The organism is Falsarthrobacter nasiphocae (genome assembly GCF_031456275.1).
GTDB lineage: Bacteria > Actinomycetota > Actinomycetes > Actinomycetales > Micrococcaceae > Falsarthrobacter > Falsarthrobacter nasiphocae.
In genome coordinates this window covers 722507-736133 of record NZ_JAVDUI010000001.1, presented here as the reverse complement: position 1 = coordinate 736133, position 13627 = coordinate 722507, and the positions used below count along the sequence as shown (strand labels likewise).

The window sequence follows — 13627 nt, the reverse complement described above, 5'->3', positions numbered from 1 at the left end:
GTGGCATGACCTCCGTCAACACCCCGGATTCCCCACACGCCGACCGCCCGGACACCCAGGAGGGCGGCGCAGAGGCTCCTGACTCGAATATTGTCATGCGGCTCGAGGACCGCTTCCAGTCGTGGCGGGCCCGCCGGGGCCTGGACTCGGGGTCCGTGCCGATGGCCAAGGGCTTCATCGGGTACGGCACGAGCACGTGGGTCCGCGTCCTGGGGCGGGTCGTCGTCGGGTCCCGCCGCACGGACCAGGTCGCGGCGTTCGAGGCGGCGTCCAAGGTGGTCCGTGACGGCATCCGCGGGTGGCGGAACTTCGTCAACCCCCCGCTGCCGTTTGCGAAGGTCACCGTGACGATCGCCGACCAGGAGTTCGAGGCCACCGCAGACCGCGGCGGCGTCATCGACGTGACGCTCCCGCACTCCCTCCCGTTCGGGTGGAACACCGTGACGATCACGCCGCAGGGCGGGCGCCCCGGCAAGGCCGAGGTGCGGATCGTGGACGAGGCGCGCCGGCTCGGCATTGTGTCCGACATCGATGACACGGTCATGGTCACCGCGCTTCCGCGCCCTATGCTCGCGGCGTGGAACACGTTCATCGTCGACGAGCACGCCCGCACGCCTACCCCCGGCATGCCGGTGCTGTACGAGCGGATGACCTCCGCCAAGGACGTCGGCATCCTCGTGTACCTGTCGACGGGGCCGTGGAATGTGGCGAGCACGCTCAAGCGCTTCCTGGCCCGCAACCTCTATCCGAAGGCGCCGCTGCTGCTGACGGACTGGGGCCCTACGCAGACGCGCTACTTCCGCTCCGGCAAGGACCACAAGATCTCCCAGCTGCGCCGTCTCGTGGCGGAGTTCCCGGGGTACCGGTGGATCCTGGTCGGCGATGACGGACAGCATGACGAAGAGATCTATGCCTGGTTCGAGAAGACCTACCCGGACCGGGTCGAGGCCGTCATCATCCGCCAGCTCTCCGCGAGCGAGGCCGTCTTGGCCGGCGGCCGCTCTCAGCGCCCCCGTATCCCCGGGTCTCGCCGCCGCGCCCCCTGGATCTACGGGCCGGACGGGAGCGGGATCGCCCGTCAGCTCGCCGAGCTTGGGTATATCGACGACGGAAACTCGTCCACCGAGGTCTCCGCCGGCAACTCGGACCCCGCTGTCGGGGACGAGACCCAGCGCATCAACTCCTAGCCCCGCCCCGCGTGCCGTTTGCCCCCGGTTTTGGCAAGCGCCCCCTGCAATGTCGGTGGCAAATGCCAGACGCGGGGGCAAACCGGATCAGCGCTCGATCTGCCACCGCACGTGCTTGAAGAAGCGGTAGCTCATGAGCGCGGCGACGAGGATGCACGCGCCGCCGACGATGTACGCCGTTCGGTATCCCGCCGTGGCCATGAACGTTGGGCCGAAGGACGCTCCGATGAAGGCCCAGGCCGCCCAGAGCAGCAGTCCGGCGGTGCTCGCCGCCTGGAACAGGACGCCGAGTGCGACGCTGACTGAGCCGATGAGGGCCCGCGGGGTGAACTTCATGACCGCTGACCCCACGATGCCTGCGACGAGGCCGGCTGAGAGACCCTGGAGGAATCCGAAGATCATGTACGTGGCCCAGCCCGTGGCCAAGCCCTTCGCGAGGAATGACGCGCCGAAGACGCTGTAGCAGAAGGACGGCCACCATCGGGCATGAATGCGCCGCCGCGTCCACTCGATGAGGACCGAACCCAGTGTCAGGCCCGCAACGGCGCCGGCCATGAGAACGCCGTAGGCCGCGGCAGGAATCCCGAGGGTGTCCGTCACGAAATACACCTCGAACGCCTCGTTGGCTCTGTTTCCCAGTGCCTCAGTGACGATGAGCGTCACGAGGATAGCGACGTGCTTGACGTACCGGACGCTGCGCAGGCCTTTCCGGGAGCTCGTCGACCGGCCCGCCTCTCCGCCAGCGGCGGCCTCACGGCCCGGGCCGGCCAGCATGGTCGTGGCCCAGCGCCGCCAGCTGAAGGAGACGCGCCCCCCAAAGTTCTCGTGCTCTCCCAGGGCGCGAATGCGCAGGAATACCAGCGCCGCCACCGAATTGAGCAGTCCCGCTACGAGCAGGCTCAATCCCGGGGAATGCGTCACGGTGAAAGCCGTCAGGCCCGGCGCGATCATCATGCCCACAAGGTTCGCTCGGAACTGCCAGGCCAGATACGTGGCTTGGTGGGGTTCCGGGACGCGGTGCGAGACGGCCACGGCCTGCGCGCTGTCAATGGTCAATTCCCTCACCTCAAGGAGAATGTTCACCCCGAGAATGATGGCGACGACGGCCCATGGCGGCATGGACCCGCTGGCCATGATGACGATCCATGCCACGAGAACAAGGGGGATGTTGTGGATCTGGGCCCACAGCCCCAGGCCGTAGGGCTTCACCGAGTCAACGAGATGCCCCAAACGGCCGGCCGCGACGAAGGCGACGAGGCCGGACGCTGCCAGAACCAAGGTCGATGTCCCCGCAGGCACGAGACCGGTTGCGGGCAAATAGATCAAGGTCAGCCACATGTAGATGGCCATCTGGAAGAAGTACTTGGCGAAGCTCTCGATGAACCCTGTCAGAATGAGCCACCGGGCATCGAGGGGGACGGGGGTGGCTGGGGCGCTCATGCCGCCTCCTTGTGATCGCGAGGTTCGAGCCCGAGTCTGCGTGCCAGAATGTCGAGGCGCTGTGGCATGGTGCCTTTCCATGTGGGACACGGAGTTTTTCCTTCACGCCACTGCTTGGGGCACGCGCCGCCGCAGAGGGGCAGGACTGCGCATGATGGGCACGGGGCTGTGGGCGACGTCAACAAGTCCTCGGACCATGAGTCGTACGTCCCTGCCGGACGGGGAAGCGCGGGGTCCAAGAGTGTCACGTGTCCGACCGACGAGGAGGGATCGAGCCCGGGAGACAAGACCTCTTCCGTGCACGTGAAGACCCGGCCGTTCGTGGCGATGAGCTCGGACCCCAGGGACGTTGCGAGGCAGGGAGTCTCGATGGGGGACGTGGGAAACAGGCTGACGGTGAACCCTCGCAGATCGAGGTCATTGCAGAGCTCCAGCTCCCACTGTTGAAACGCTTCCGCAGCGACCTTGCCTTCTGCATGGGAGGAGCCCCAGTCGTGGACGGGGACGACGTTGATGAGGAATCGAGGTGTCGCGAATCCGTTGTCCTCCAGAATCGAGATCAGCGCGGGCGTGCTCGCCATGTTCCCCTGATGGACGTTGATCCTGATGGAGATCTCAATGGCATCACACGCGGACGAATCGCCGATGTCTCGAAGATTCTGGACAATTCGGGAAAACGTCTCCTGAGGGCCGCTCTTGGCCGGCCGACTCGCGTGATGGACTGTCGGCGGGCCGTCGAGCGTGACCTCAATGGCTCTGAGATGTGACTCCTCGGCGAGAATCCGAGCCTTGTCAGCGGACAAGTAGACGGCGTTCGTCGCCATGTGCGACGTCCAGGCCACGCCCGCTTCTGAGGTCAGATTCCGGATTCCCTCCGAGAGCCGGCGGATGGATGCGAACCCCAAGAGAGGCTCTCCTCCGAACCATCCAATGGACAACGATCTGTGGGATTCCCTGAGTCGCTGAATGGCCCCGCGGACTCGCGCGAGCGCTCGATCTTCGATGGCGGGGCTCATATTACCGGCCCGGTGCGCCTGACCGCCGTAGCCGCAGGCGAGATTGCACTGCGATGTGGGCATGATGGCCAGGCTGAACTTGGTGACATCCCTGCTGCGCGCAGACTGCCTGCGGAGCACGGACACGCGCTCCTCCTCGATCTGGGTCTCAGAGCACGGCCCCAGTCCAGCCGCTCGCAAGGCCTCGAGATCCCATCGCTGGGGGTTGACGGCGCCCGCTTCGATGGCCTCCACGAGCTCGGTCTCGAGGGCCATGCAGGCCCCCGTTCTTGCTTGGAACGCAAGCCGATGCGGCCGACCCTGGATCATGAAGGTTGACTTGGACATGTGGACGAAGGGCGAAAACATGTACTTCTCTGCTTCCGTGGGGGTGGTCTCACCCGTTCTCTGGCCGGGTGCCGGTGGCGGCCGATGGGCCCGGTTCCGCCACCGGCGGGCTGTTCATTAGCGCGTGGTTGATCCAGAGCAAATGAAGTTCAGCCGGATGCTGATTCCACGCTCTGCCTTCCGCATCTCCTGGGTTAGGTCAATCATGTCCACCTCCTTTCAGCGTCGCTCCGTAGGCGTCCTCGTCTGGCTGAGGCGAGGCGTCCTCCGCCCCGTGAAGGCAAACGAGGTTCAGGGCGCCGTGCAGCGTTCCGGCGCGAGTCTCCAGAGTGAAATCAACCATTGCGGGTCACCTTCACGACGTGAGGAAAATTACGCATGTCATGCATAACACACGCTCGTGCGACTGTGTCAAGGGCGCGGGAGGATAGGGCTACGACGCGGCGGTCAACGGAGTCGCCGGGATGAGGAGCAGCCGGTGCAGGGTGATGTGGCGAGTGCCGGGGGAGGGGGCTACCGCCGGCGGAGGGCGCGGACTGCGCGCAGCGCCCCGAGCCCCACGGTCATGGCGCCGATGAACGCGGCCGTCGGGACGCCAGCCGGGACCCCGAATCCGGGCCCGTTCTGAGTGGCGATCGTCTGCGTCCAGGTCATGTGCTCCAGGGCCTCCCGCCCGTGGCGACCGCCCACGCCGGACAGGCCGTAGCCCTGCATAGGGGAGTCCACAGCGCTGAAGGCGGCTGCGAAGGCCTCGTTGACGTTGACCGAGCCCGAGCGGAGCCGGCCCGCGATCTGGCGCCCCTCGCGCCGCGTGGCCGCCCACACGGAGGCGTTGAGGCCGTAGGGGGTGTCATTGACCGCATCCACGGCCTCGTCCACGGTGGACACCCGCGAGAGGGCCACCACGGGGCCGAACGTCTCCTCGCGGCGGCAACGCGCGTCGTCGGGCACATCCTCGAGGATGGTGGGCTCAAAGGCGAAGGGACCGAGGTCCGGGCGCCGACGGCCGCCCGTCAGGGCGCGCGCGCCCCGCTCAAGGGCGTCCCGCACATGGGACTCGGTGCGCTCCACCTGCGCGGGGCCGGTCATGGTGCCGATCTCGTAGTCGTCGCCGTACCCCGCGCCGAGGCGGGCGGCCCGGGTGCGCCGGACGAAGGCGTCGCGGAAGGGCTCGTACGCCTCGCCCACGAGCACGATCCGCTCGATGGACACGCAGAGCTGCCCCGCGGAGGAGAAGCAGCCGCGCACGGCGGCCTCGGCGGCGGCCTCGTAGTCGGCGCCCGGCGCCACGATCATCCCGTTCTTGCCGCCGAGCTCGAGGCTGACGGGGAGCAGGCGCGAGGCGGCGCGGCGGGCCACGTCGATGCCCGTGGGCGTCGAGCCCGTGAAGGACACGGCGTCCGAGGCCTCGACGACGCACGGCCCCACGACCGGCCCGTCCCCGACGACGATGACCCACAGGTCCGGGTCCAGGCCGCACTCGACGGCCAGGCGCCGCACGTAGAGGGCCACGAGGGCCGTCTGCGTGTCCGGCTTGTGGAGGACAGCGTTGCCCGCAACGAGCGGCGCGAGCGCGTCCGAGACCGCGAGGGACAGCGGGTAGTTCCACGGCGAGATGTGCCCCACGAGCCCGTGCGGGTGCCGGCGCAGCTCAGCCGAGGTGAGCCCGGGCACGGCGGCGCGGCGCCGCTCGGGGCGGAGGATCGCCGAGGCGTTGCGCTCGCACCACTCGGCCACGAGGAGGACGTGCATGAACTCGTCGAACGCGTGGATGCGGGACTTGCCCGTCTCCGCCTGGGTGAGCGCGAGGATCACGTCCCGATCCCGCCGCAGGGCCTTGTGAAGGCGGCCCAGCAGTGCGGCCCGCTCCCGCACAGGCGTCTGCGCCCACCGGGCCTGGGCGTCCCTCGCGCGCCGCGCCGCGCCCTCGACGGTCTCCCGGGTGGCGCGGGGGTACTCGGCGAGCGGAAGGTCCGTGAAGGACTCCCGGGAGGAGACGACGCCGTCCGCGCCGCTGGCCTCGGCCTCCGCAGCGAGAGATGCCACGAGGCCCGGGGTCACGCCCGGGACGGTGTAGACGAGCGGTCTCTCGGCTGGGGTGGTCGTGGGGGCGGCGTCCTCGCGGGTCGGTGCACTCATAGACACCAGTCTGCCAGGCAGGCCTCTAGTCTTGTAACATGCGTCACAGAATTTGCGGAGCATTCCGCACCGAGGACAAGAGCGGAGGTCCCATGGGGGTTCGGCCCGATTTCGAGGCGTATACAGCGGCGCTCGCGGACGCGGGGCTTGCCGAAGCCCCCATCGGGGTCCTGGACCTTGACGCCTTCGACGCCAATGCTGAAGCCCTCACGGCTCGGATCGCGCCGGGAGCCGAAGACAAGACCATCCGCGTGGCCAGCAAGTCCCTAAGGGTGCGCCAGGCGATCCAGCGTGCTGTGGGCCAGCCCGGGTTTGCGGGGGTCCTGGCGTTCACCGCGGCCGAAGCCCTATGGCTCGTGGAACACGGGACCTCCGATGTCGTCATCGGGTACCCCACCGCTGACGCGGACGCGGTGAGCCGGATCGCGCAAGACGAGCGAGCCCGGGCCGAAATCACGTTCATGGTGGACTGCGCGGAGCACCTCGATTTCCTGAGCGGGCTGGCCAGCACCGGGCCCCTGAGGCTGTGCCTGGAGCTGGATGCGGGCTTCCGCCTGGAGAGCCTCCCGGGCCTCGGCTTCCTCCCGTCCCGGCTGCGGTTCGGGGCCCTGCGCTCCCCGTGCTTCACGCCGGAGGACATCGAGGCCCTCGCCGTGCGGGCTGCCGCGAATCCGCGCGTGCGGGTTGTCGGGCTCATGGCCTACGAGGGCCAAGTGGCCGGCGTCTACGACACGGGCAGGTCACCGCGGGCGGCCGCCATCCGGCTCATGCAGCGCGCCTCGCGGGCCGAGATCGCCTCCCGCCGCGCAGCCGCCGTCGAGCGCGTCCGCCGCCACGCGGACCTCGAGTTCGTCAACGGGGGCGGGACGGGGTCCATCGAGTCCACCTCCGCCGAGGACGCCGTGACGGAGGTCGCCGCCGGGTCCGGGCTCTTTGCCCCCGGCCTCTTCCTCAAATACCGGGGGTTCCAGCCGAAGCCCGCATTCCACTACGCGGTCAGCGTCGTGCGCCGCCCGGGCCGGGGCGTCGTCACCGTTCTGGGCGGCGGATGGACCGCGTCCGGCACGCCCCGGGAGGATCGGGCGCCGGAGCCGGTCTGGCCGGAGGGCCTTCAGTACGCGCCGGAGGAGTGGGCCGGCGAGGTGCAGACGCCGCTCATCGGACCCGCCGCGGACAGCCTGCACCTGGGAGACCTCGTCTACTTCCGTCACGCCAAGGCCGGCGAGGCGGCCGAACACCTCAACACGGTGGCCGTCATCTCCGGCGGGCGCGTGGTGGACCAATGGCCAACGTACCGCGGCGAGCGAAAGGCATTCCTCTGATGACGCGAGAAGGCATCTCCCCCCGGGGGACGTGGAGCAACTGGGCGGGCAACCACACGCGGACTCCCGCCGCAGTGGAGTACCCGGAGACCCTGAGCGGGGTCGTCACGGCGCTGGAGCGGGCCCGGTCCGCGGGGCGCAGGTTCAAGGTCGTGGGAGGCTCGCATTCCTTCTCCGACATCGCCGCCGGGGACGGTGTCGTGGCGAGCCTCGACAACTACTCTGGCCTCGTCTCCGCGGACCGGTCCACGGGCCTGGCCGTGTTCCGGGCAGGGACCCGGCTCCGTGACGTCCACCCGCTTCTTGACCCGCACGGGCTCGCTCTGCCGAACATGGGGGATGTGGACCACCAGTCCCTCGCGGGGGCCCTGAGCACGTCCACCCATGGAACGGGGCTCGCGTACACGGGCTACGGGGCGTCCGTGCGGGCGCTGACGATCGTCCTCGCGAGCGGCGAGGTCGTCGAGTGCTCTCCCACGAGCCGGCCCGAGCTGTTCGAGGCGGCGCGCGTGGGGCTGGGTGCCCTCGGCGTCGTCGTCGAGGTCACCATCCAGTGCGTCCCGCGATTCGCCCTGCGCGCCGAGGAGAAGCCAGAGCCGCTCGACGACGTCATCGAGTCGTTCACCGAGCGCTGCGAGCGAGAGGACCACCTCGAGTTCTACTGGTTCCCCGGCACCCGCACCGCCCTGACTAAGACCAACACGCGCTTGCCGTGGGGCGTCGAGCGCTCGCCCGTCTCCTGGGCGTCGCGCCTCATCGACGACGAGCTCGTCAAAAACGGCGTCTACGGCCTGACCTGCCGGGCGGGGGCGCGGTTCAACGGGCTCGTGCCCCTCGTCAACAGGGCCGCCAACAGGCTCGTGTCCGCCCGCACCTACACGGACGCCTCCCAGAAGGTCTTCGTCTCGAGCCGACGCGTGCGCTTCCGGGAGACCGAGTACGCCCTGCCCTTCGAGACGGCGGCGGAGGCCCTGCGCGAGATCGTGCGCGTCGTCGACAGCTTCGGGGAGGCCATCTCCTTCCCCCTCGAGGTCCGCGCCACCGCCGCCGACGACGTCTGGATGTCCACCTCCACGGGCCGCCGGAGCGTCTATATCGCCGCGCACCGCTACGTTCGTGAGCCCCACGAGGCCTACTTCGCCGCGCTGGAGCGCGTCTTCTGGGACTTCGGCGGGCGGCCTCACTGGGGCAAGATCCATTCGCTCGACGCCGAGCGCCTGCGGCCCCTCTACCCCCGGTTCGACAACTTCCTGGAGCAGCGCGCGCTCGCGGACCCGGACGGGCTCTTCCTCAACCCGTACCTGGAGCGGGTTCTCGGCGTGTGACCCGGGGCGGGCCGCACCGGTCCTACGCGTAGAGGCGGAGGATCGCGCGGGCCGTCTGCCCGAGGTAGCGGCGGTTCATCTCGATGGCCCGCTCGTAGTGGCCCACGAGCTCCTCGCCGAGGGCCTCCCACGTGCGCCCCTGGACCGAGGCGAGGGCGGCGTCAGCGAAGGCGGCGCGCTTGGCGTCGTCGCCCACAAGGTCCCGCACATGAGCCTCGAGGGACGCGAGATCCCCCGGGGCATAGAGCCAGCCCGTGCGGGAGGGGTCCACGAGGTCGAGGGGGCCGCCCCGGCCCACCGCGACCACGGGCACGCGCGCGGCCATGGCCTCCTGGATGGTCTGGCAGAACGTCTCCGCTTCGCCGGGGTGGACGAACACGTCGAAGGACGCGACGTGCCGCCCGAGGTCGTCGCCGGAGCGGAAGCCCGCAAAGTGGGCGTTCGGCAGGCGGCGCTCCAGATCCGCTCGGAGGGGCCCGTCCCCGACAATCGCAAGCTTGACGCCGGGGATGGCGCCCAAGCGGGCCAAGTCCTCCACCTGCTTCTCCGCCGCGAGGCGCCCCACGAAGCCCACGATCCGCTCGCCGCCCGGGGCGATCTCCGCCCGAAGCGCGGCATCGCGGCGAGCCGGGTTGAACCGCTGCGCGTCCACGCCCCGCCGCCACAGGCGGACGCGGCGCACGCCGAGGCCCTGCAACTGGGCCCGGGCGAAGGTGGACGGCACGAGGTTCACCGTCGACGCCTCGTGGATCTCCCTGACGCGCTGCCAGAGGACATCCTCGAGGATCGGCATCCCGTAGCGGCCCGCATACGTGGGGACCTCCGTCTGGTAGATCGAGACCGTCGGCAGGCCCAGCTCTTGGGCGGCCTGGATCGCCCGCCACCCCAAGACGAACGGGGAGGCCACATGGACCACCTCCGGTCCGAAGTCCGCCAGGATCCGCTTCACCCGCGAGACCGTTCCCGCAGCGACACGCACCTTCGAGTAGCCGGACAGGGGCAGCGACGGCAGGCGGTGCACAGGCACGCCCAGCTCCGCGTCGCTCGGCCCCTGCGGCGGGGTCGGGTCCTGGAGGGCGTGGCCGAAGACCCACGCAGTGTCCGGCGCGATGACGATGACATCGTCACCCCGAGAGCGGAGATGATCCAGGACCCGGAGCACCGAGTTGGTGACCCCGTTCATATGCGGGAGGAAGGACTCTGCGACGATGGCGATCTTCACCTGACCACCGTCTCCCACGCGCTCCAACGGCTCGGGGCCGCGAGGTGAACGGCGGGGGAAGCGGCGGAGAGGAGTGAGAGAATGAGCGGGATGGACACTTCGCCTCCCACCCGCAACCCGTCCACGGACACCGCCGCTCCAGCGGCAGGTGCCGCCCCGAGCCGAGCCAGCCGCCAGCGGCGCCGCGGTGATAGGCCGAGCGCCCGAGCCCGGGTCGTCTCGCGCATGCCCGTCTTCGTCAGGGGCCTGTGGGAAGGGCTCGGGCCGTTCCTCGTCCTCGCGCTCCTCGCCGCGATGCCCGTCGTGCTGCTCGGCCTGCGCGGGGCGTTCGAGCCGATGAACGAGTCCGGGGTCGCGGGACTCGCAGGCCTGGCGCTCCTCCTTTCGGAGGGGGTGCCCCTGCACGTCTTCGCCCCTGCGGAGCGCGGGCTGCCCGCCGTGGACGGCCTCCTGACGCTGGTCCCGCTGGGCGGCGTCCTCCTCCTTGTCTCTATGGCCGCGGCGGCCGGGCGGCGGCTCAGCCGGCTCGGCACCCGCGGGTACATCGTCGCCTCGCTCGGCTTCGCGGCGTTCATGGGGGCGGCCAGCGCCGTCGTCGCCCTCATCTCCCGCCCCGGAAGCGCAGACGCGAGCCCCCTGCTCGCCGCAGCCGTCCCCGCAGCCTGGTCCCTCGCGGGCCTGCTGCTCGGCGGGATGGCCGAGGCGGGCGGCCTCGTCGCGTTCCTGGGGAGGGAGCAGTGGCTGCACGCCAAGGGGCAGTGGTGGCGCTGGTCGCGCGACTACGCCCGCGCCGTCCTCCGGGCCTGCGGCGTGGTGCTCGGGAGCCTGCTCGCGGCGTCGGCGGCCGCGCTTGGCGTCACCATCGCGATCCACTGGGCCCCCGTCCTGACGGGCTACGAGGGCGTCTCTCGCTCCGTGGCCGGGGCGGTGGGCGTCACCGTGGCGCACGCGGCCTACCTGCCGAATCTCCTCGTCAACACCGCCGCCTGGCTGTCCGGTGCGGGCTTCTCCGTGGGGACGGACACCGTCATCAGCCCGCTCGCGACCTCCGTGGGCCCCATGCCGCCGCTGCCCGTCCTCGCCGCGATCCCCACCTCCCTGCCCGCGTGGTCCGCCGTGGCGCTCCTCGTGCCCGTGATCTGCGGGGCCGTGGGCGCGTGGTGGTTCCTCCGCGAGGGGGAGGACCACGTGGGCGAGTGGTTCGAGCTGCGGTTCGGCCCCGGTGCCGTGGCGCGAGGGCTCGGGGCGGTCGCGGCGTCGCTCGTCCTCGGTGTCGTCTCGGCGGGGGCCACCGCGCTCGCGGCGTGGGCGGCCCGCGGCTCCCTCGGCGTCGGCCGGTTCACGGAGGTGGGAGCGGACCCGCTTCAGGTGTTCTGGATGCTGGGTCTTGAGGTGTTCGTCGGGGCGCTGATCGGCTTCCTCACCGTCCCCTGGCTCGAGAGCGATTAGCCCGAGCCGGGCCGTGAGGCTCGCGAGGCGAGTGCAGGGCCGGTGCGGCCCGGTGGCGGTTTTGGCGGGGCGAGCTAGCGAGGGAGCTGAGCGCCCGTCATCCGCTCCACGGCGTTCTGGTATTCGGACTGGCACTCGTTGACGCCGGACAGCGTCACGGAGGAGCTCACGCACTCGCGGAACGGCCCCAGGACGGGCTGAAGCGCTATGTTGCCAAGGGACATGAACAGGTTCACCCCGGCCATGACCATGACGACGACGAGCCACGTGCGCATCATCCCCCGCGGGGCACGGCGGAGCAGCCACACGGCGAGGCCGATGGCCGCGGCCGCGAAGACGAGAGGGATGGCCACGAGCCAGCCGGGCGCCGCCGAATAGAGCATGGCGCCCGTCAGGAGGATGACCACGAGGAAGAGCCAGCCGGGGCGGGGCCCCTCAGCGCCCGGGGCGCCGTCCGGGCCCGTCTTCTCGGGGGACGGGCTGCCGGAGGGCGAGGGCTCTGCTGGATGCGACACGCTGCAATTCTAGTGGTGCCGCCTGAGGAGTTGCCTGGATAAGCTCAAGGCATGCGTATTGTCGTGCTCGTTTCAGGCTCAGGGTCCAATCTTCAGGCGATCATCGACGCCGTCTCGAAAGGCCGGCTCGACGTCGAGATCGCGGCGGTGGGCTCTGACCGTCCCGGCATTCTCGGGCTCGAGCGGGCCGAGGCGGCGGGGCTGCCCACGTTCGTCGTGGCGCCCAAGGATTTCGAGAGCCGCGCCGAGTGGGACGCGGAGCTGACCCGCCAGTGCGCCGCGCATGCCCCGGACATGATTGTCTCCGCGGGATTCATGCGGATCGTTTCGGGCTCCTTTATTGATGCGGTGGGCGGGCGCTACCTCAACACCCACCCGGCGCTGCTTCCCGCATTCCCCGGGGCCCACGGCGTTCGGGACGCCCTCGCATACGGCGTCAAGGTGACCGGCTGCACCGTGCACTGGGCGGACGAGGGCGTGGACACCGGGCCCATCATTGCCCAGCGCGCGGTCGAGGTGCGCCCGGATGACACCGAGGAGTCGCTGCACGAGCGGATCAAGGTCGAGGAGCGCGAGATGCTCGTCGACGTGCTGCGGGACCTCGCCGCGTCTGCGGAGTAGCGGCCCCCTCTTCCGATTCACGACACTTTCAGACGAACCGCGTCACCTTCGGGGGCTGCGATCCGCGAGAAACGGTTTCAATGGTGGCGCAGTTTGGTCAATCATGACGTGAATTGACGGCGGCCAGCTGCGATGAGTTATCCACGAAGAGGCGCCTTCCGCGACCAGCAGGGGCTGCACCGGGGCACTCTGGCTGCATGATCACTGATGGCCAGTCCCACGCCGTTCTTGACCAGCTCCGGGCGTGGGGCGGCATTGCTCGCATCGTCGATCTGCAGCGGGCCGGGTGCAGCGTAGCCGCCATCCGCAGGCTCGTGCGGGCGGGGGCTTTGGCCAAGCCAGGGCGCGGTGTCGTGGAAATTCCGGGCGTGAGCGAGGACCTGAGGCTCACCGTTCTGGCAGCGGCGGACTTGACCTGCGTCTCCGCACTTCGCCGGTATGGGGTGAGGGGGATGCGGGCGGTCTCCGCCCCGCACATGACCCGGACGGCCAGGCCCCCGCGGGCGGCCGTGGTCCACAGGGCGCCTCATTCTCGGCAGAGGCCGGGGCTCGCTCGCCTGGAGGATGCGCTCGTGGCCAGTTTGACCTGCGTCGGCGAGCTCGAGGCCCGGATTCTTTTGGAATCGGCATTGGGTCAGCGGCTGTGCTCCAAGGGGCAGCTGTTGGGCCGTCTGCCGGGAAACCGGAATGCCCGTCTGCGGGACATGGTGGACGAGGCGTCGGAGTGCGCGGATTCACCGCTGGAGACCCTTGCCCGTCTAGCCCTCCGGAATGCCGGGCTCACCGTGAGGACCCAGGTGCACATCCCGGGCGTCGGCCGGGTTGACATGGTGGTCGAGGACCAGGTGGTCATCGAGCTTGACGGCTACCAGTTCCATTCGTCGCGGGAGGCGTTCGCCAATGACCGCCGCCGCTCCAACGTGCTTGCGGCGCGCGGGACCCCGTGCCTGCGATTCACGTATGACGACGTCGTGCACCGCCCCGATGAACTTGTTCAGACCACGAAGGCCACCCTGGCGAGCTGCCGTGGGAGGTGAGCTGGTGCCGGACGCGAGCTGACGCTG

General features: G+C 69.9%; 11 protein-coding genes and 1 pseudogene. 7 read left to right on the top strand and 5 right to left on the bottom strand.

The window, feature by feature from the left end; translation table 11 throughout:
• The first annotated feature begins 5 nt into the window (after nucleotides 1-5).
• Entirely contained in the window at nucleotides 6-1187 is a 1182-nt protein-coding gene (locus J2S35_RS03285; protein WP_309849788.1) for an App1 family protein, read from the top strand.
• 87 nt (nucleotides 1188-1274) lie between these two features.
• Here the strand turns inward: J2S35_RS03285 and J2S35_RS03280 are convergent, their stop codons facing one another.
• From J2S35_RS03280 to J2S35_RS03270, 3 genes are all read right to left on the bottom strand, one after another.
• Entirely contained in the window at nucleotides 1275-2627 is a 1353-nt protein-coding gene (locus tag J2S35_RS03280) for an MFS transporter (RefSeq protein WP_309849785.1), read from the bottom strand.
• Entirely contained in the window at nucleotides 2624-3898 is a 1275-nt protein-coding gene (locus J2S35_RS03275; RefSeq protein WP_309849782.1) for a radical SAM protein, read from the bottom strand. Before J2S35_RS03275 ends, J2S35_RS03280 begins: the two co-directional genes overlap by 4 nt.
• Before the next feature lie 585 nt (nucleotides 3899-4483).
• Complete coding sequence (locus J2S35_RS03270; RefSeq protein WP_309849780.1) at nucleotides 4484-6109, bottom strand: succinic semialdehyde dehydrogenase; 1626 nt, start codon at nucleotides 6107-6109, stop codon at nucleotides 4484-4486.
• 92 nt (nucleotides 6110-6201) lie between these two features.
• Here J2S35_RS03270 and J2S35_RS03265 point away from each other — a divergent pair, with 92 nt between their 5' ends.
• Both J2S35_RS03265 and J2S35_RS03260 read left to right on the top strand, forming a co-directional pair.
• Nucleotides 6202-7431, top strand: coding sequence for an alanine racemase (locus tag J2S35_RS03265; protein WP_309849777.1), 1230 nt, complete (start codon nucleotides 6202-6204; stop codon nucleotides 7429-7431).
• Nucleotides 7431-8756, top strand: a complete 1326-nt coding sequence (locus J2S35_RS03260) for a D-arabinono-1,4-lactone oxidase (RefSeq protein WP_309849774.1) — start codon at nucleotides 7431-7433, stop codon at nucleotides 8754-8756. Before J2S35_RS03265 ends, J2S35_RS03260 begins: the two co-directional genes overlap by 1 nt.
• Before the next feature lie 22 nt (nucleotides 8757-8778).
• Here J2S35_RS03260 and J2S35_RS03255 read toward each other — a convergent pair whose 3' ends face one another.
• Nucleotides 8779-9978 (bottom strand): glycosyltransferase family 4 protein, encoded by a 1200-nt coding sequence (locus J2S35_RS03255; protein ID WP_309849772.1) that lies wholly within the window; start codon nucleotides 9976-9978, stop codon nucleotides 8779-8781.
• Nucleotides 9979-10068: 90 nt separating this feature from the next.
• Between J2S35_RS03255 and J2S35_RS03250 the strand changes: the two genes are divergently transcribed.
• Entirely contained in the window at nucleotides 10069-11427 is a 1359-nt protein-coding gene (locus J2S35_RS03250) for a cell division protein PerM (RefSeq protein WP_309849771.1), read from the top strand.
• A gap of 74 nt (nucleotides 11428-11501) precedes the next feature.
• Here the strand turns inward: J2S35_RS03250 and J2S35_RS03245 are convergent, their stop codons facing one another.
• Nucleotides 11502-11942 (bottom strand): hypothetical protein, encoded by a 441-nt coding sequence (locus J2S35_RS03245; protein ID WP_309849768.1) that lies wholly within the window; start codon nucleotides 11940-11942, stop codon nucleotides 11502-11504.
• Nucleotides 11943-11993: 51 nt separating this feature from the next.
• Here J2S35_RS03245 and purN point away from each other — a divergent pair, with 51 nt between their 5' ends.
• From purN to J2S35_RS03235, 3 genes and pseudogenes are all read left to right on the top strand, one after another.
• Entirely contained in the window at nucleotides 11994-12563 is a 570-nt protein-coding gene (gene purN / locus J2S35_RS03240) for a phosphoribosylglycinamide formyltransferase (RefSeq protein ID WP_309849766.1), read from the top strand.
• A 197-nt stretch (nucleotides 12564-12760) separates the two neighbouring features.
• Nucleotides 12761-12910, top strand: a pseudogene (locus J2S35_RS09920) (type IV toxin-antitoxin system AbiEi family antitoxin domain-containing protein); the annotation flags it as partial.
• 225 nt (nucleotides 12911-13135) lie between these two features.
• Nucleotides 13136-13600 carry an endonuclease domain-containing protein gene (locus J2S35_RS03235; protein WP_309849764.1) on the top strand — a complete coding sequence of 155 codons (465 nt, stop codon included), beginning with the start codon at nucleotides 13136-13138 and terminating at the stop codon, nucleotides 13598-13600.
• Nucleotides 13601-13627 lie beyond the last annotated feature (27 nt).

Bases quoted from the DNA above. Each gene is read 5' to 3' on its own strand.
- J2S35_RS03275 (WP_309849782.1), bottom strand. From the start codon at position 3,898: ATGGCCCTCGAGACCGAGCTCGTGGAGGCCATCGAAGCGGGCGCCGTC.
- purN (WP_309849766.1), top strand. From the start codon at position 11,994: ATGCGTATTGTCGTGCTCGTTTCAGGCTCAGGGTCCAATCTTCAGGCG.
- J2S35_RS03280 (WP_309849785.1), bottom strand. From the start codon at position 2,627: ATGAGCGCCCCAGCCACCCCCGTCCCCCTCGATGCCCGGTGGCTCATT.
- J2S35_RS03270 (WP_309849780.1), bottom strand. From the start codon at position 6,109: ATGAGTGCACCGACCCGCGAGGACGCCGCCCCCACGACCACCCCAGCC.
- J2S35_RS03260 (WP_309849774.1), top strand. From the start codon at position 7,431: ATGACGCGAGAAGGCATCTCCCCCCGGGGGACGTGGAGCAACTGGGCG.
- J2S35_RS03265 (WP_309849777.1), top strand. From the start codon at position 6,202: ATGGGGGTTCGGCCCGATTTCGAGGCGTATACAGCGGCGCTCGCGGAC.
- J2S35_RS03250 (WP_309849771.1), top strand. From the start codon at position 10,069: ATGGACACTTCGCCTCCCACCCGCAACCCGTCCACGGACACCGCCGCT.
- J2S35_RS03285 (WP_309849788.1), top strand. From the start codon at position 6: ATGACCTCCGTCAACACCCCGGATTCCCCACACGCCGACCGCCCGGAC.